The sequence below is a fragment of the Halodurantibacterium daqingense genome (genome assembly GCF_042666235.1).
GTDB classification, from domain to species: Bacteria; Pseudomonadota; Alphaproteobacteria; order Rhodobacterales; family Rhodobacteraceae; genus Halodurantibacterium; species Halodurantibacterium daqingensis.
This window is the reverse complement of sequence record NZ_JBHTFQ010000002.1, coordinates 25,515-43,446: the sequence shown is the minus strand read 5'-3', so window position 1 is coordinate 43,446 and position 17,932 is coordinate 25,515. Positions and strand designations below refer to the sequence as shown.

Here is a 17,932-nt window from a genome sequence, read left to right as displayed (position 1 = left end):
CTCCTCCCTGGGGCCACGCAAATCAGGCGGTGGCCTCCCTCCTCCTCCCTGGAGGTCACCGCACCTGGAATTCGGGCCGAATGGCCCAAAACGGTTGCGACGACCCCCTCCTCCTCCCTGGGGTCACGCAAATCAGGCGGTGGCCTCCCTCCTCCTCCCTGGAGGTCACCGCACCTGGAATTCGGGCCGCATGGCCCAAAACGGTTGCGACGGCCCCCTCCTCCTCCCTGGGGCCACGCAAATCAGGCGGTGGCCTCCCTCCTCCTCCCTGGAGGTCACCGCACCTGGAATTCGGGCCGCATGATGGCCCCGATCAGTTCGACGGCCCCCTCCTCCTCCCTGGGGCCACGCAAATCAGGCGGTGGCCTCCCTCCTCCTCCCTGGAGGTCACCGCACCTGGAATTCGGGCCGAATGGCCCAAAACGGTTGCGACGGCCCCCTCCTCCTCCCTGGGGTCACGCAAATCAGGCGGTGGCCTCCCTCCTCCTCCCTGGAGGTCACCGCACCTGGAATTCGGGCCGAATGATGGCCCCGATCAGTTCGAAGGCCCCCTCCTCCTCCCTGGGGCCCTCGTTGTCGGAACGGCGGCGCCCTCCTCCCGGGTTGCCGCCGTTTCTCGTTCCAGAATGCAAAAAGCCCGGCACGAGCCGGGCTTCCTTCATGTGCAGCAGTGGCGTTCTTGTCAGAACGGGACGTCGTCGGCCTGTTCCGCCGCGACCACGAACCGCGCAACAAGCTTTTTCGGGCCCGCCTTGTCAAAGGCCACGTCAAGCTTGTCGCCCTCGATCCCCTGCACGGTGCCATAGCCGAATTTCTGGTGAAAAACCCGGTCGCCGATGCTGAAGCTGGAAACCGCATCAAGGTCGATCACCACATTGCGGCTTTCGCGCGGCTGCGCCATCGGCCGAGTGGCAGAGCGTTCCTGAAGCCGCTTCCACCCCGGAGAGTTGTAGACATTGGCCGAAGCCGCGCGTTGCTCGACCGTGGAAGGCGCCGCCGCGCCATAGCCCCCGCCATAAAGGCCCGGGGGCGTCAGCACATCCACATGCTCTTCCGGCAGTTCGTCGATGAAACGCGAGGGTAGCGCCGATTGCCATTGCCCATAGACCCGCCGGTTCGCGGCAAAGGAAATCGTGCAGATCCGCTCGGCCCGGGTGATGCCGACATAGGCCAGCCGGCGCTCTTCCTCGAGCCCCTTGATCCCGCTTTCATCCATTGATCGCTGACTTGGGAACAGCCCATCCTCCCAGCCTGGGAGGAATACCGCCTGAAACTCGAGGCCCTTTGCGGCATGAAGGGTCATGATGCTGACCTTTTCCGCCGCATCCTCGGTTTCATTGTCCATGATCAGCGCGACATGTTCCAGGAAGCCCTGAAGGTTCTCGAACTGCTCCAGCGCCTTCACAAGCTCTTTCAGGTTCTCCAGCCGGCCCGGGGCTTCCGGCGTCTTGTCGTTCTGCCACATCGCCGTATAGCCGGATTCGTCCAGAATCTGTTCCGCCAGTTCGATATGGCTTTGCCCGGGCGCCAGGGCGCGTGCGTGCCATTGATCAACCGCAGTGACGAGACGGCGCAGTTCCGCAAGCCCCTTGCCGCCGATCTGGGCGTCAGACACCACCCGCCGCGCCCCTTCCAGAAGCGTGACCCCCGCGTCCCGTGCCGCGCGCTGGATGATCTGCTGCGCCTTGTCGCCCAATCCGCGTTTGGGGGTGTTCACGATCCGCTCGAAGGCGAGATCGTCGTCGGGGCTGACCACGATGCGGAAATACGCCATCGCATCGCGAATCTCGAGCCGTTCGTAGAACCTCGGGCCACCGATCACGCGATATGGCAGGCCGATGGTCAGAAACCGGTCCTCGAAGGCCCGCATCTGGTGGCTGGCTCGGACCAGAATCGCCATGTGATCGGGGCTGATCGGGTCGTTGCCGCGGGTGCCGCGCTGCATCGCCTCGATTTCCTCGCCGATCCAGCGCGCCTCTTCCTCGCCGTCCCAATGGCCGATCAGCCGGACCTTCTCGCCCTCCTGGGCATCGGTCCAGAGCGTCTTGCCCAGACGCCCCTGATTCGCTGCGATGACGCCAGAGGCCGCGCCAAGAATATGTGGCGTCGAGCGGTAATTCTGTTCAAGCCGGATCACCTGCGCGCCAGGAAAATCCTTTTCGAATCGCAGGATATTGCCCACCTCGGCGCCACGCCAGCCATAGATTGACTGATCGTCATCGCCCACGCAACAGATGTTGCGATGGCCTTGGGCCAGCAGGCGCAGCCACATGTACTGCGCGACATTGGTATCCTGGTATTCGTCCACCAGAATATAGCGGAACCAGCGTTGATACTGTTCCAGAACATCGGGATGGGCCTGAAAGATCGTGACGACATGCAGCAGAAGATCACCGAAATCCACGGCATTGAGCGTGCGCAGACGGTCCTGATACGCATCGTAAAGGTCAAGGCCGCGGTTATTGAAAGCTGCCGCCTCGGCCGCGGGAACGTTGCGCGGCGTCCAGGCGCGGTTCTTCCAGTGATCGATGATCCCCGCCAGCTGACGCGCCGGCCAGCGCTTTTCGTCGATGTTCTCGGCAGAAATCAGCTGTTTCAGCAGCCGGATCTGATCGTCGGTGTCAAGGATCGTGAAATTGCTTTTCAGGCCCGCCAGTTCGGCGTGGCGGCGCAGCAGCTTGACGCTGATCGAATGGAACGTGCCAATCCATGCCATGCCCTCCGCGCCGTGGCCAAGCATGCGGCCCACCCGGTCCTTCATCTCGCGCGCGGCCTTGTTGGTGAAGGTCACGGCCAGGATCTCGTTCGGGCGGGCACGGCCCGTATTCAGCAGATGCACGATTCGCGCGGTCAGCGCCTTGGTCTTGCCGGTGCCTGCCCCTGCGAGCATCAGAACCGGGCCGTCCAGCGCTTCGACCGCGGCGCGCTGCGCCGGGTTAAGCTCGTCAAGATAGGGACTTGGCCGGGCCGCCATCGCACGTGCGGACAGGGACTGGCGGGCACCGGCCTCGAAGGCGTCGAATTCGTCAAAATCGCTCATGGTGACAGTCTAGCCAATGCCCGCGCCAAGGGAAAGGTTTGTTCTTATTCTGTTCGCGGGCTTTGATCGACCATCCCCGCCGGCCGGCTTCGGCGGCCATCCTGATGCGGCTGCAGCATCATCCTATTCCGCAGTTGCAAAACGGCGGGGCTCTGATGCAACGTGTCGGGATTGCCGGACCGGCAGCCTGAGCGAGGAACAGCCCGAATGAAGACTTTCCGCAAGATCCTGATCGCCAACCGCGGCGAGATTGCGATCCGCGTGATGCGTGCCGCAAACGAGATGGGCAAGCGCACCGTCGCCGTCTATGCCGAAGAAGACAAGCTGGGATTGCATCGCTTCAAGGCGGACGAAGCCTATCTGATCGGTCAGGGGCTGTCGCCGGTCGGCGCTTATCTGAGCATCCCGGAAATCATCCGTGTCGCGAAGATGTCGGGCGCGGATGCCATTCACCCCGGCTACGGCCTTCTGTCGGAAAACCCGGAATTCGTCGAGGCCTGCGACGCGGCCGGGATCACCTTCATCGGACCCCGCGCCGAGACGATGCGCGCCCTTGGCGACAAGGCCAGCGCGCGCCGTGTCGCAATCGAGGCGGGGGTGCCGGTTATTCCGGCGACGGAGGTGCTTGGCGATGATTTCGACGCGATCCGTGTTCAGGCCGAGGCGATCGGCTATCCGCTGATGCTGAAAGCCAGCTGGGGCGGGGGTGGGCGCGGAATGCGGCCGATCCTCGGCCCGGACGAACTTGCCGACAAGGTCCGCGAGGGCCGGCGCGAGGCCGAGGCCGCCTTTGGCAATGGCGAGGGCTATCTGGAAAAGATGATCCAGCGCGCGCGCCATGTCGAGGTGCAGATCCTCGGCGATACGCATGGGCAGATCTATCACCTTTACGAACGTGACTGCACCGTGCAGCGCCGGAACCAGAAGGTGGTGGAACGCGCCCCCGCCCCCTATCTGACCGACGCGCAGCGCGCCGAGATCTGCGAACTGGGCCTGAAGATCGCACGCCAGGTCGGCTATCAGAACGCAGGAACCGTCGAATTCCTCATGGATATGGATGAGGAGAAATTCTACTTCATCGAGGTCAATCCGCGCATCCAGGTGGAACACACGGTCACCGAGGAAGTGACCGGTATCGACATCGTGCGCGCCCAGATCCTGATCGCCGAAGGAGCCACCCTTGCCGAGGCGACCGGCGCCGCCAGCCAGTCCGACATCACCCTCTCGGGCCATGCGCTGCAATGCCGGGTCACCACCGAAGATCCCCAGAACAACTTCATTCCCGATTATGGCCGCATCACCGCCTACCGCTCGGCCACCGGCATGGGGATCCGGCTGGATGGGGGCACCGCCTATTCCGGAGGAGTCATCACACGATATTATGACTCGCTTCTGGTCAAGGTCACCGCCTGGGCGCCCACGCCGGAAATGGCCATCGCACGGATGGACCGGGCGCTGCGTGAGTTCCGCATCCGCGGCGTCTCCACGAACATCGCCTTCGTCGAGAACCTTCTCAAGCATCCGACCTTTCTTGCGAACGAATGCACGACCAAGTTCATTGACACCACGCCCGAGCTTTTCACCTTCAAGAAGCGCCGCGACCGCGCGACCCGCATCCTGACCTATATCGCCGACATCACCGTCAACGGTCACCCGGAAACCGCCGGCCGCCCACGGCCTGCCGCCGACATCAAGCAGCCAAGGCCGCCGGCTGCTCTGACGGAACACCCCGCCCCCGGCACCCGCACTCTGCTGGAACAGAAGGGCCCGCAAGCCGTCGCCGACTGGATGGCGGCGCAGAAGCACCTGCTCATCACCGATACGACCATGCGGGACGGGCATCAGTCGCTGCTGGCCACCCGGATGCGCTCGATCGACATGATCCGCGTCGCACCGGCCTATGCGGCCAACCTGCCGCAGCTGTTCAGCGTCGAGTGCTGGGGTGGCGCGACCTTCGATGTCGCCTACCGGTTCCTTCAGGAATGTCCCTGGCAGCGCCTGCGCGACATTCGCGCCGCGATGCCGAACCTGATGACGCAGATGCTGCTGCGGGCCTCGAACGGCGTCGGCTATACGAATTATCCTGACAATGTGGTGCAGTCGTTCGTGGCCCAGGCCGCAAGGACGGGCGTCGATGTGTTCCGGGTCTTCGACAGTCTCAACTGGGTTGAAAACATGCGCGTCGCCATGGATGCGGTGCTCGAGTCCGGCAAGGTCTGCGAAGGCACGATCTGCTATACCGGCGACCTGCTGGACCCGGCGCGTTCAAAATACGACCTGCAGTATTATGTCACCCTGGGCAAGGCACTGCGCGAGGGCGGTGCCCATGTGCTGGGGCTCAAGGACATGGCGGGCCTGTTGAAGCCCGCCGGCGCCCGCGTGTTGATCCGCGCCCTGAAGGAAGAAGTTGGCCTGCCGATCCACTTCCATACCCATGACACCTCGGGCCTTGGCGGGGCCACGATCCTTGCCGCGGCCGAAGCAGGTGTGGATGCCGTCGATTGCGCGATGGACGCCTTGTCGGGCAACACCTCCCAGCCCACCCTTGGTTCGATTGTCGAGGCCCTGAAGGGCACCGACCGCGATACCGGGCTTGATATTGCCGCGATCCGCGCGATCTCGAACTACTGGGAGGCGGTGCGTGGGCATTACACGGCCTTTGAATCCGGCCTTCAGGCCCCCGCGTCCGAAGTTTATCTGCACGAAATGCCGGGCGGGCAGTTCACCAACCTCAAGGCACAGGCACGCAGCCTCGGGCTCGAGGAACGCTGGCACGAAGTGGCGCAGGCCTATGCCGATGTGAATCAGATGTTCGGCGACATCGTCAAGGTCACGCCCAGTTCCAAGGTCGTGGGCGACATGGCGCTGATGATGGTGGCGCAGGGGCTGACCCGGGCGCAGGTCGAAGATCCGGACACCGATGTGTCCTTCCCCGACAGCGTGATAGACATGCTGCGCGGGAACCTGGGGCAGCCGCATGGTGGATGGCCGGAACCCATCCTGAAGAAAGTGCTGAAGGGCGAACAACCCCTCACCGACCGCCCGGGCGCCCACCTGCCGGCCGTGGATCTGGAGGCCACGCGCGCCCGGATCTCGGCCGAGCTGGCGGCTGATTCAGAAGACAGCGCAGAAGCCGAGATCGATGACGAGGATCTGAACGGCTATCTGATGTATCCCAAGGTGTTCATGGATTACCGGGCCCGTCATGCGACCTATGGTCCGGTGCGCGCACTACCCACCCGCACCTTCTTCTATGGCATGGAACCAGGCGAAGAAATCACCGCCGAGATCGACCCGGGCAAGACGCTCGAGATTCGCCTGCAGACCGTGGGGGAAACCGGCGATGACGGCGAAGTGCGGGTGTTCTTCGAACTCAACGGCCAGCCGCGCGTCGTGCGGGTGCCGAACCGGCAGGTCAAGGCCAAGACCGCCGCGCGCCCCAAGGCCGCCGAGGGCAACCCGGCGCATATCGGCGCGCCGATGCCCGGATCCATCGCCTCGGTCGGGATCAGTGCCGGGCAGAAGGTCAAGCCGGGCGATCTGTTGCTGACGATCGAGGCCATGAAGATGGAAACCGGCATCCACGCCGACCGCGACGGAATCGTCAAGGCGGTTCACGTGACGGCCGGTGCCCAGATCGACGCGAAAGATCTGCTGGTCGAGTTCGAGACCTGATCCGGGCGCAAAAAAATCCGCCCGGGCGTGCTTTACCCCTTGCAGCGCCCGGGCCGAGTTTGTAAATCACCGCTCACCCAAGGATGCGGGCGTAGCTCAGGGGTAGAGCATAACCTTGCCAAGGTTAGGGTCGTGAGTTCGAATCTCATCGCCCGCTCCAGATACCGGATATCAGTGCAGTCTGTCGGAAGCGACAGCGCCGCACTGGGCCCGGAAAACCGTCTTGAACATCTTGACAAGAGTGCTTCGGCGACCGGCTGAGGCCGGCGGATCACGACGGCGGCGCTGCCCTGCCTGATGGTTCACGGCAAAGCCGCTGCATGCCGCTGGCTCACATCGCCTGGTCGCAACACGTCTCTTTCCCGTCTTCGCGGTCCGGGGGCGTCGGGCTGGCCCGGATGCGGGTCGGCTTCGCCCGCCACACCTCCCGCATCGTCAGACCGCCCGACACAGACGACGGCGCGCCGCGACCACCGATCACGAGCGGCCGGAACAGCGGCAACGGTGCCGGCGTGATCGGCGCCATGACCATCGGTAACGCCCGCCCGGCCCGCCCTTCAAGCGCGACCCTTCTTGTCGTCCTCCAAGAACCGGCGGGGCGCTTTCCACGGCGCCCGCGGACATGCCGTCTCTGCGGCTGTCCGGTGAAGGCCGCTTTCGGCCCGAGGGCAGGATCACCCTTCAGGCGGATATGTGCATCAGGCCGACGCAGGTGCGCCAGGCCCATGCGGATGCAGAGCCCGCAGGCCAGTATGCCACGCCACATGCCTTACCGGCACGAAGCCACCGGCCCGGCAGACCATCAGCGATCTGCGCTGCCGGCGGGTTCAGGGCATGGCCGGGCAAGTGCCCCGGATCTCACGCCCATTCCCAGGGCCGGGTGAACTCGCCCAGGGTCTTGCTCAGTGCTGCCTCGTCAACCGGGCCGGTGCGACGCAGGCGCGCGACCAGTCCGCGCTTCTTGTCTTCAAAGACGTCCACCACCTCGGCAGCATGGCCCGCCTCGGATAATGCTGCGTTATACACCCGGGCGATTGCACGCTTGCGCAGATCGGGCTTGAACACCTTGCCAACCGCTGTCTTGGGCAGTTCGGCCAGAACCTCGATATGCTTGGGGATCGCCGCACGTTCGCTGATATGATGGGATACATGTTCCAGCAGCTCGGCCTCGCTGACCTCGGCCCCTGCGACAAGTTCCACATAGACGCAGGGCAGTTCGCCGGCGAAGGCGTCGGGTTGGCCGATCGCCCCGGCAAAGGCCACCGCCGGATGGCTCAACAGCCCTTCCTCGATCACGGCAGGATCTATGTTGTGCCCACCGCGAATGATCAGATCCTTGGCGCGCCCGGTGATGTAGAGATAGCCATCCGCATCCAGCCGCCCCAGATCGCCGGTGCGCAGATACCGCCCCTCGGCAAAAAGCCCGCGGTTCTTGTCGATCTCGGTATAGGTCGATCCCTCGAACACGCCCGGATTGGCAATGCAGATCTCGCCCACCTCGTCCACGCCGCATTCCCGGCGCACGCTGCCGTCGCCATTGGTGTCAAGGATCCGCACATGGGTGTAGGGGAAGGGAATTCCGACCGACCCGATCTTCTTCACCCCTTCGGGCGGGTTGACCGAAACAAGACAGGTCGCTTCGGTCAGGCCATAGCCCTCGACGATGGTCAGGCCCGTGGCCTTCTCGAAGCGATTGTAAAGTTCGACCGGAAGCGGCGCCGAGCCCGAGAAGGCATAGCGCAGCGAAGATACATCCGCATCGACCGGGCGCTGCATCAGCGCGGCGATAGCAGTGGGCACGGTGATGATGAAAGATACCTTCCAGCGCTCGACCAGCTTCCAGAAATTGTCGAACACGCCCTCGCCCCGGTATCCCGCCGGCGTCGGCAGCACGACATGCGCGCCCGAGGCGATCATCGACATCATGATCGGATAGGCCGCAAAGACGTGAAACAGCGGCAGCGGACAGATCACCGTGTCCTGCTCGGTGAACAGGAGCCGGTGTCCAAGCCAGCCGTTATAGATCATGCCCGAGGCCTTGTGCTGCGCCACCTTTGGCATGCCTGTCGTGCCCCCGGTATGAAAATAGGCGCAGACGCGATCCTTGTCGGTTTCGCGGAAGGTCAGCCGGTCACCCGGCTGCGCGGCACAGCTGCGGGTGAAATCAAGCACGCGCGCCTTGTGGGTGACGGGGTTCTTCGGGCGCAGCAGCGGAACGATCCAGCTTCTGGGTGGCGTGAGATACCGGTTGAGATCCACCTCGACCACTGCCGTCACATTGGGGGCCTCGGCCACCGCCTGCGCAACCTTCTGCGCCACGTCGGTTTTCGGGAAGGCCTTGAGCGTGACCACCACCTTGGCGCGGGTTTCCCGCAGGATGGCCGCGATCTGTTCATGTTCCAGCAGCGGATTGATCGGGTTGACGATCCCGGCAGTCGCACCCGCCACAAGCGTTACCGCCGTCTCCATGGAGTTCGGCAGGATGAAGGCCACCACATCGCCCTCGCCCACGCCAAGGCTGCGGAACAGGTTGGCGGCCTGCGTTACCCTTTTCTGAAACTCGGCCCAGGTGACGGTTTCGGCCTTGTCCTTCGGCCCTGACAGCAGCTGGAATGACACCGCGGGCCGATCCCCATGCGCCTGCCGCGTGCGATCCAGAAGCTGATAAAGCGTCACGGGCAGGCCGCGATCTTCCCAGGGCATCTCGGCCTCGATCGCATCGCGGTCCGCAACGGTAACATAGGGTGCCATTCGTTTCTCCTCCCGTCAGCGCGCCTTTGGCCCCGGCGCGGCAGTGCGGAAAGGATGCGGGCTTGCACCGGATGGCGCAAGCGTGACGCTGCGAAGCTTTGACCGGAACCTGCGCCTCAGGCCGCCTGACTGCCATCGGTGAACTGCAGCCGGGCCAGCCGGGCATAAAGCCCGCCGGCAGCAACCAGTTCGTCGTGGGTGCCGCTGGCGACGATCCGGCCCTGATCGAACACAAGGATCCGGTCGGCCTTCTTCACCGTGGCCAGGCGATGCGCGACGATCAATGTGGTGCGGCCGTGTGCAAGCTGTTCGACCGCCGTCTGCACCGCCCGCTCGGATTCGGCGTCCAGTGCCGAGGTCGCTTCGTCCAGCAGAAGGATCGGCGCGTCGCGCAGGATCGCGCGGGCGATCGCAATACGTTGGCGCTGGCCGCCCGACAGCATGATCCCGCGTTCGCCCAGTTGAGTGTCATAGCCTTCGGGCAACGCGACAAGGAAGGGATGGGCGGCGGCGGCACGGGCGGCGGCTTCGACTTCCGCGTCACTGGCCTCCGGGCGACCAAAGCGGATGTTCTCGCGCGCCGTGGTGGCGAAGATCACGGCATCCTGCGGCACCATGGCGATCGCACGGCGGAAATCCGACCGCTCCATTGCCCGCAGGTCCACGCCGTCGATCGTGACTGTTCCGCTGGTCGGATCATAGAAACGCTGCAGAAGCTGGATGATGGTTGTCTTGCCGGCCCCCGACGGGCCCACCAGTGCCACGGTTTCGCCCGGTTCGACGACAAGCGAAACGCCGTTCAGCGCCGCCATCTCGGGACGGGCCGGATAGTGAAAGGTCACATTGTCAAAGCCGATCCGCCCCGCAACCGGGCGGGGCAGCGCGACAGGTGCGATCGGATCCTGCACGGCATCGGTCGCCTCCAGAAGCTCGACCAGCCGCTCGGTCGCGCCGGCGGCACGTTGCAACTCGCCCCAGATTTCGGACAGGGCGCCGACGGATCCCGCCACCATCACCGCGTAGATCACGAACTGGATCAGCTCGCCCGGCGTCATGTTTCCCGCGCGCACGTCATTCGCGCCGATCCAGAGCACGCCAACGATACCCGAGAAAACCAGAAAGATCACGATCACCGTCATGACGGCGCGGGTGCCGATCCGTTTGCGGGCCGCCTCGAAGGAGCGTTCCGTCACGCTGCCGAAGGTGCTGCGGCTGATCAGTTCGTGGGTGAAGGCCTGAACCGTCTGTGCCGCGCCCAGCGCCTCGGAGGCATTGCCCGAGCTTTGCGCGATCCAGTCCTGGTTTTCGCGGCTGAGGCCACGCAGCTTTCGGCCCAGCGTGATGATCGGCACGATCACCACCGGCACGATCAGCAGGACCAGCCCGGTCAGCTTGGCGCTGGTCAGCAGCATCAGCGCCAGCCCGCCGAACAGCAGAAGCAGGTTGCGCAGCGCGATCGAGACGCTGGAGCCGATCACCGACAGGATCAGGGTGGTATCAGTGGTCAGGCGCGACAACACCTCGCCCGTCATGATCCGCTCGAAGAACGAAGGGCTCATGCCGATCATGCGGTCGAACAGCGCGCGCCGGATATCTGCCACGACCCGCTCGCCCAGCCGCGTCACCAGATAATAGCGCAACCCGGTTCCGAGCGCGAGCAGCGCCGCAATCCCCATCGCGCCGGCAAAATACTGGTTCAGAAGCGCCGCTTCATCGGCATTGAACGTATCCACCACGCGGCGCACTGCAAGCGGCAGCGCCAGCGACACCATCGCCGTCAGGATAAGCGCCGCGACAGCCCCGGCAACCAGCCGGCGATACGGCAGGACGAAGGGCACAAGCCCGCGCAACGCCCCGATCCGCCGCGAGGATTGCCGCTCTTCCAGAGCCGTTGCACCGTTTTTCGCCATGACCTGTCCCTTTTTTGCCGTTCCGGTTTAAGCGACACCCCCTTCTGGGGCAAGCGTCCGAGGGGCGACGCGTGGACGCGGCTGCGTTTCTGCCTCCGGTTGATCTGCCGCTTTGCTGCGCCATGTTGCAGAACGACGGGCCAGTTGACGCAAGAACCGGGTTTTCACCGGAAAACAACCGTGCCATTGACCCGCGCCATCGAAACAGGTGAGGTAACCCATGTTGAAACGTGATAATCCAAGAAGGATTGCGGCACTTGCGCTTGTGGCGGCAACGGCCCCGGCCGCCGCGATGGCGCAGGGGATTGACGAAACCATCAACAGCTTTTTCGCACAGACCACCGGCTGGTTCGTGTCGATCATCTTCTCGAACCTGCCGGGGACCGAGTTTCCCTGGATCGTGATGTGGTTGGTGGTGGCCGCGGCGGTGCTGACATTTTACTTCGGCTTCATCCAGTTGCGCATGGCCGGTCATGCGGTGGCCATCGTGCGCGGACGCTATGCCGATCCGCGCGATCCGGGCGAGGTGAGCCACTTTCAGGCGCTTGCCACCGCGCTGTCGGGAACCGTCGGGCTGGGCAACATCGCGGGCGTCGCCGTTGCGGTCAGCATCGGCGGGCCGGGCGCGACTTTCTGGATGATCGTGGCGGGCCTTCTGGGCATGGCCACCAAGTTCACCGAATGCACCCTGGGCGTCAAATATCGCAACGAATATGCCGACGGGACAGTCTCGGGCGGGCCGATGTATTACCTCACCAAGGGTTTTGCGGAACGCGGTCTGCCCGGCGGGCGCATTCTCGCTGTGCTTTTTGCGGTGTTCTGTGTGCTGGGTGCGCTTGGCGCCGGCAACATGTTTCAGGCAAATCAGGCCCATCAGCAGATCGCCGGGGTGGTTGGCGCCTATCCCGGCTGGGTGACGGGCGTGGTCTTTGCAGGCCTTGTCTTTGCGGTCATCATCGGCGGGCTGCAATCGATAGCCCGCGTCACATCACGGGTCGTGCCGTTCATGGGCATCCTTTACGTCGGTGCCGCGGTGGTCATCCTGATCATCTACAACGACCAGATCATCTGGGCGCTGGGGCAGATCCTGGCCGGCGCCTTTACCGGGCTGGGTGTGGCCGGAGGCATGGTCGGCGCATTGATTCAGGACTTCCGCCGCGCTGCCTTCTCGAACGAGGCCGGCGTGGGCTCTGCCGCGATCGCCCATTCGGCGGTCCGCACCAAAGAACCGGTCACGGAAGGCTTTGTCGCACTGCTGGAACCCTTCATCGACACGGTGGTGATCTGCACCATGACGGCGCTGGTCATCATCATCACCGGCCAGCTTCTGCAGGATCCCGAGACCGGCCTCTATATCGTCGAGGGCGGACGTGTCGCCACCGTCGGCGACCAGACCGGAGTCAGCCTGACGTCGGCCGCTTTTGGCGCCGCGATCTGGTGGTTTCCCTATGTGCTGGTGGTCGCGGTGGTTCTTTTCGCCTTTTCCACCATGATTTCCTGGTCCTACTACGGGCTCAAGGCCTGGACTTATCTGTTCGGCGAATCCCCGCGTCAGGAACTGATATTCAAGCTGCTGTTCTGCCTGTTCGTGATCATCGGCGCGGCGGCAAGCCTTGATCCGGTGATCGATTTTTCGGACGCGGCGATCTTTGCGATGGCGGTGGTCAACATCATCGGGCTCTACGCCCTGATGCCGGTGGTGAAGGCCGAGGTGACCCAGTACATCGAGCGGCTGAAAGCAGGCGAAATCCGCCGCCACCGCTGAACACGGCGGGCGCCCTGCCCCCGACATGTTGCCCGGGCCGCTGGTCCGGGCAACACGGCGGACAGCGTCACGGCAGCACGCAACCCCGGACGGTGCCGGTGGCATACTATAGCAGGCCCCCGCAACGGTAGGGCCTGTTTCGACAGATCAGGTAAAAACTGGAGCGGGTAGCGGGAATCGAACCCGCACCATCAGCTTGGAAGGCTGAGGCGCTACCATTACACCATACCCGCGCGCCTGACGCTTGGTATAGGCGGGCGGCGGGGCCTGTGCAAGACCCCGCCTGCCCTTTTGCGTTACTTCCGGGTGATGCGACCGTCGGTATAGGGCTCATATCCATCGGCGGCGGCCAGATGCTCGGCAAGGACATCCGCCAGATCGGGGCCATAGTCATAGACGTTTTCGGCATGGGCGGCGAACATCCGGAAGCCATCGCCCCCCTGCCGCACGTAATCGTTTGTCACGACGCCATAGGTCGCCTCGGGGTCGATCGGCACCCAGTCCTGTCCGTCGCGCACCATGACCTCGCTGATCCGCTGACCGGGCGCGGCCGCCGGATCCACGGTATAGGTGAGCCCCGCGACCTGCGCGAAACGTCCCGCCCCGCTTTCCAGCTGGCTTGCACCGTTCTCAAGCGCGTCGATGATGACCGCGCCCGTGGTCTGGAAGGTGGCAAGCGTGTTCTGGAACGGCAGGACGGTGTAAACGTCGCCCATGGTCACCTCGCCCGCCTGGATGCTGGCGCGAATCCCGCCGCCGTTCTGGATGGCGATGCTGACGCCCTGATCCGCCACCCGCGCCAGCATCGCATCGGCAATCGCATTGCCCATGCTGCATTCGACCTGCCGGCAACTGTCGCGGTCCCCGTCCAGCGGGCCATCAAGCTGCGCAACGACCTGCGCCTTCAGGTCGGCGATCGGCTCGCCAAGTTCCGCCACACGTGCGGCGATCGCGGCGTCAGGTTCGACCGAGGCATCGATCAGCAGCGAATCGCCATGTGCATGGATCAGCCTGCCCTCTGCATCGAATTCGAGCACGAGATGGCCAAGATATTTGCCATAGCCATAGGATTGCACTACCGGAACGGCGGTGCCGTCTTCCTGGCTGACCCAGGTGGGATAGGCGCCGTGCCGGTCACGGGCGCTGGAGGACAGGAGCGTATGCGAATGCCCACCGATGACGGCATCAATGCCCGGAACCTCTGCGGCAATCTCCTGATCACGGACAAAGCCCACATGGGTCAGTGCGATGACCTTGTTGATCCCCTCGGCCTGAAGGGCGTCGACCTCGGCCGCGAGAGCCTCGACCTCATCCTGAAACAGCACGTCCGGGCCTGGCGCGGCCGTATCGACCGTATCGGTCGCAAGCGCCGAAACGATCCCGATCCGTTCGCCGCCCACCTCAAGCACCAGGCTCTTCTCGATCCGCCCGTTCAGAAGGTTGGAGCGGCTGAGGTCAAGGTTGCTCGAGATTACCGGGAAGCTCACCAGATCGAGGAAATCGGCAAGGCCCTGCGGGCCGTCATCGAATTCGTGATTGCCAACCGCCATGGCGTCAAAGCCGATCGCCTCCATGAACTCGGCCTCGGCCGCGCCCTTGTAGGTCGTGTAGAACAGCGAGCCCTGGAACTGGTCACCGGCATCCAGAACAAGAACGTTCTGACCATCCTGAACCAGACTGTCGCGCAAGGCATTGATCTTGGTGTAAAGCCGGGCAACACCCCCAAAGCAATCGCCTGCCGCATCCTCTTCGGCGCTGCAGGTCGAATCGAAGGCGTTGATGGGCTCGATCCGGCTGTGGAAGTCGTTGACATGCAGGATGTGGAGCGTGAACTCGGCCTGCGCCGCACCTGCCGTGAGGGCAAGAACGGCGGCAGATGCCAGAAACCGGGCAACCATCTGAAATCTCCGCGTTGTTGATGGGGCCAGACTGGCCTGTGCCGCGCGGCCTGTCAAAGGGTGATACGACTTTGGGTAGCGCCGGCGTTCGATGCGCCCGCGAAGCGTGCAGCGCACGACCATTGACCGCGCTTCGTCAAGCAGGCATGAGGCAGGAATGCTGATCTACAAGATTTTCCGCCGCTCCGAATGGGATGCTTTCCGCGCCGCGGGCGAAACGCCGGGCGCGCCCGTCGATATCGCGGACGGCTTCATCCACTTCTCCACCGCCGCGCAGGTGGCCGAAACCGCGGCCAGGCACTTCGGACAGGAAAGCGATCTGGTGCTGCTGGCGCTGCGGGCGGACGATCTCGGCCCCGCGCTCAGGTGGGAACCCTCGCGCGGCGGGCAGCTTTTCCCGCACCTTTACCGCCCCCTTCGGCTTGACGACGTGCTGTGGGACAAATCGCTGCCGCTGGGCGCAACCGGCCATATCTTCCCGGAGGGCATGTGGTGAGTCTGTTCGAAAAGGCCGGGCTTGCCGCTCTGCGCTGCCTTGACCCCGAGGCCGCCCATGCCGCGGCGCTGCGCGCATTGCGCCTTGGTCTGGCCCCGCTGCCGCAACCCTTTGTTTCGGATCGTTTGCGCTGTAACCTTGCCGGGCTTGCGCTTGATAATCCGCTGGGCCTTGCCGCGGGTTTTGACAAGAACGCGCAGGCGCTTGGGCCGCTCGTCCGCGCGGGCTTTGGCTTTGTCGAGGTTGGTGCCGCCACGCCGCGCCCGCAGCCGGGAAACCCCCGTCCAAGGCTGTTTCGCCTGCCCGAAGACAGCGCCGTCATCAATCGTTTCGGCTTCAACAATGAAGGTGCCGATGTCATTACCAGCAGGCTGGCCCGGCGTCCGCAGGCCGGCGTGATCGGGCTGAACCTTGGCGCGAACAAGGACAGCAGCGACCGAGCCGCCGATTTCGCACAGGTGCTGGAGCGCTGCGCCGCCCATCTCGATTTCGCCACGGTCAATGTATCCTCTCCCAACACCGAACGGCTGCGCGATCTTCAGGGTCCGGCGGCGCTGACGGCGCTGCTGGACCGGGTGATGACCGTGCGTTCGGGCCTTGTCCGTCCGCTGCCGATCTTTCTCAAGATCGCGCCCGACCTCTCGGATGACGATCTTGCTGCGATTGCCGAGGTCGCGCAGGCGGCCGGGGTGGATGCGATCGTGGCCACCAACACCACCTTGTCACGCGAGGGGCTGCACAGCCCCCGTGCGGCCGAGGCGGGAGGATTGTCGGGGGCGCCGCTTTTCGAGCGCTCGACGAGGGTGCTTGCCCGCCTTTCGCAGCTGACCGACGGAGCACTGCCGCTGGTCGGGGTCGGCGGTGTTGCGACGGCAGAACAGGCCTATGCCAAGATCCGGGCCGGCGCATCGGCGGTGCAACTTTACACCGCGCTGGTCTATGGCGGGCTGTCGCTGGTGCCCGAAGTCCTGTCGGGGCTGGACGCGCTACTGGCCCGGGATGGATTCGCCACCGTGGCCGAGGCTGTAGGCAGCGACCGGGGCGCCTGGCTTTAGCCCAGGCGCCGCTCGATCCGCGGATAAAGCGCCCAGAGTGTCAGCCCGCGCATGACGTTCAGCACCAACAGCGCTGCCCAAAGACCGTGGTTGTCCCAGTGCGGCACCAGAAGCAGCACCATCCCCACATAGATCGCCACCGACAGCAGCGTCGCGTTGCGCATTTCGCGCGTCGCGGTCGCGCCGATGAAGATCCCGTCGAACATATAGGCGGCAAGGCTCAGCAACGCGCCGGCGGCGATCCAGGGCAAATAGCTGCGCGCGGCGGCCTGCACTTCGGGGTCGCGGGCCATCACGTCGATCACCGCAGGCCCCGCCAGCAGGAATCCCGCCGCAAGAAGAACCGCCGCTACCGCCCCCCAAAGGCTTGTCATCCGTGCCGCCCGCCGCACCGCCGCCACCGATCGCGCACCCACCGCCTGCCCGACCAGCGCCTCGGCAGCGAAGGCAAACCCGTCCAGCGCATAGGCGATGATTTCGAGAAACTGCAGCAGAACCTGGTTGGCGGCCAGGGTCACATCGCCAAAGCCGGCGCCCAGAAAGACAAAGGTGGTAAAACTGCCTTGCAGCACCACCGACCGGATCATGATATCGGTGTTCACCGCAATCATCCGCCGCAACCGCAGCGGATCGAAAAGCCGTGCCGGTTCGCGCCATATGCGCAGCCCCAGTGCCTCGCGGCACAGCCAGAGCCCGAAGGCAAGCCCGGTCCATTCGGCGATGAGCGTGGCAATCGCGACGCCCTCGACCCCCCAGCCAAGCCCGAGCACGAACCACAGATCCAGAACGATGTTCAGCCCGTTCATCCACAGTTGCAACACCAGCACGCCGCGCGTCCGTTCCAGCGCGATCAGCCACCCGGTCACGGCATAAAGAGCGATGGTGGCCGGTGCCCCCCAGATCCGGATGCCAAGATAGGCGCGGGCCAGCGCCTCTACCTCGTCACTGGCGGGGGCAAGGCGGAAGGCTCCGGCCATGAGCGGCCCTTGCAACAGAACGAAAATCAGCCCTGCCGCCGCCGCGATCAGAAGCGCACGCAGCAGCACCGCGGCAGTTTCGGGGCGATCGCCGGCACCGGCCGCCTGCGCGACAAGGCCCGAGGTGCCCATGCGCAGAAAACCGAAAACCCAGTAGATCGAGGCAAGGATCACCGCACCGACGCCAACGGCACCGATGGGCGCCGCAGCCCCCATCTGCCCCACCACGCCGGTATCCACCGCCCCAAGGATCGGCACCGTGATATTGGCAAGAACGATAGGAAGCGCGATCCTGAGAACGCGGCGATGGGTGATCGGCCCGATCCCCTCGGAAGGCGCTGTGGCAATCATGCAGCGAACGGGCG

General features: G+C 64.5%; 9 protein-coding genes and 2 tRNA genes. 5 read left to right on the top strand and 6 right to left on the bottom strand.

Annotation, left to right across the window (positions count from 1 at the left end; genetic code table 11):
• Positions 1–682: 682 nt before the first annotated feature.
• Positions 683–3,040, bottom strand: coding sequence for an ATP-dependent helicase (locus tag ACFQXB_RS03585; RefSeq protein WP_377399261.1), 2,358 nt, complete (start codon positions 3,038–3,040; stop codon positions 683–685).
• Between the two features lie 207 nt (positions 3,041–3,247).
• Between ACFQXB_RS03585 and ACFQXB_RS03580 the strand changes: the two genes are divergently transcribed.
• On the top strand, positions 3,248–6,715 hold the full coding sequence (locus ACFQXB_RS03580) for a pyruvate carboxylase (RefSeq protein ID WP_377399258.1): 3,468 nt from the start codon (positions 3,248–3,250) through the stop codon (positions 6,713–6,715).
• An 85-nt stretch (positions 6,716–6,800) separates the two neighbouring features.
• Positions 6,801–6,875, top strand: a tRNA-Gly gene (locus ACFQXB_RS03575).
• Between the two features lie 698 nt (positions 6,876–7,573).
• Here ACFQXB_RS03575 and ACFQXB_RS03570 read toward each other — a convergent pair.
• Entirely contained in the window at positions 7,574–9,466 is a 1,893-nt protein-coding gene (locus ACFQXB_RS03570) for an acyl-CoA synthetase (protein WP_377399255.1), read from the bottom strand.
• Positions 9,467–9,582: 116 nt separating this feature from the next.
• Positions 9,583–11,376, bottom strand: a complete 1,794-nt coding sequence (locus ACFQXB_RS03565; protein ID WP_377399252.1) for an ABC transporter transmembrane domain-containing protein — start codon at positions 11,374–11,376, stop codon at positions 9,583–9,585.
• Positions 11,377–11,596: 220 nt separating this feature from the next.
• On the opposite strand from ACFQXB_RS03565, the gene ACFQXB_RS03560 reads away from it, so the two are divergent.
• Positions 11,597–13,141 (top strand): alanine/glycine:cation symporter family protein, encoded by a 1,545-nt coding sequence (locus ACFQXB_RS03560; RefSeq protein WP_377399249.1) that lies wholly within the window; start codon positions 11,597–11,599, stop codon positions 13,139–13,141.
• 159 nt (positions 13,142–13,300) lie between these two features.
• On the opposite strand, the gene ACFQXB_RS03555 is transcribed toward ACFQXB_RS03560, so the two are convergent.
• Together ACFQXB_RS03555 and ACFQXB_RS03550 are read right to left on the bottom strand one after the other, a co-directional pair.
• Positions 13,301–13,374, bottom strand: a tRNA-Gly gene (locus tag ACFQXB_RS03555).
• A gap of 63 nt (positions 13,375–13,437) precedes the next feature.
• Positions 13,438–15,039 carry a bifunctional metallophosphatase/5'-nucleotidase gene (locus tag ACFQXB_RS03550; protein WP_377399246.1) on the bottom strand — a complete coding sequence of 534 codons (1,602 nt, stop codon included), beginning with the start codon at positions 15,037–15,039 and terminating at the stop codon, positions 13,438–13,440.
• Positions 15,040–15,196: 157 nt separating this feature from the next.
• On the opposite strand from ACFQXB_RS03550, the gene ACFQXB_RS03545 reads away from it, so the two are divergent.
• Together ACFQXB_RS03545 and ACFQXB_RS03540 are read left to right on the top strand one after the other, a co-directional pair.
• On the top strand, positions 15,197–15,535 hold the full coding sequence (locus tag ACFQXB_RS03545; RefSeq protein ID WP_377399243.1) for a DUF952 domain-containing protein: 339 nt from the start codon (positions 15,197–15,199) through the stop codon (positions 15,533–15,535).
• Complete coding sequence (locus tag ACFQXB_RS03540) at positions 15,532–16,590, top strand: quinone-dependent dihydroorotate dehydrogenase (RefSeq protein WP_377399240.1); 1,059 nt, start codon at positions 15,532–15,534, stop codon at positions 16,588–16,590. The genes ACFQXB_RS03545 and ACFQXB_RS03540 overlap by 4 nt, the downstream gene beginning before the upstream one ends.
• Here the strand turns inward: ACFQXB_RS03540 and ACFQXB_RS03535 are convergent.
• A complete protein-coding gene (locus ACFQXB_RS03535) occupies positions 16,587–17,915 on the bottom strand; it encodes an MATE family efflux transporter (RefSeq protein ID WP_377400705.1) in 1,329 nt (442 codons plus the stop codon). The two genes, ACFQXB_RS03540 and ACFQXB_RS03535, sit on opposite strands and share 4 nt — an antisense overlap.
• Positions 17,916–17,932 lie beyond the last annotated feature (17 nt).

Bases quoted from the DNA above. Each gene is read 5' to 3' on its own strand.
- ACFQXB_RS03560 (WP_377399249.1), top strand. From the start codon at position 11,597: ATGTTGAAACGTGATAATCCAAGAAGGATTGCGGCACTTGCGCTTGTG.
- ACFQXB_RS03565 (WP_377399252.1), bottom strand. From the start codon at position 11,376: ATGGCGAAAAACGGTGCAACGGCTCTGGAAGAGCGGCAATCCTCGCGG.
- ACFQXB_RS03550 (WP_377399246.1), bottom strand. From the start codon at position 15,039: ATGGTTGCCCGGTTTCTGGCATCTGCCGCCGTTCTTGCCCTCACGGCA.
- ACFQXB_RS03580 (WP_377399258.1), top strand. From the start codon at position 3,248: ATGAAGACTTTCCGCAAGATCCTGATCGCCAACCGCGGCGAGATTGCG.
- ACFQXB_RS03585 (WP_377399261.1), bottom strand. From the start codon at position 3,040: ATGAGCGATTTTGACGAATTCGACGCCTTCGAGGCCGGTGCCCGCCAG.
- ACFQXB_RS03545 (WP_377399243.1), top strand. From the start codon at position 15,197: ATGCTGATCTACAAGATTTTCCGCCGCTCCGAATGGGATGCTTTCCGC.
- ACFQXB_RS03570 (WP_377399255.1), bottom strand. From the start codon at position 9,466: ATGGCACCCTATGTTACCGTTGCGGACCGCGATGCGATCGAGGCCGAG.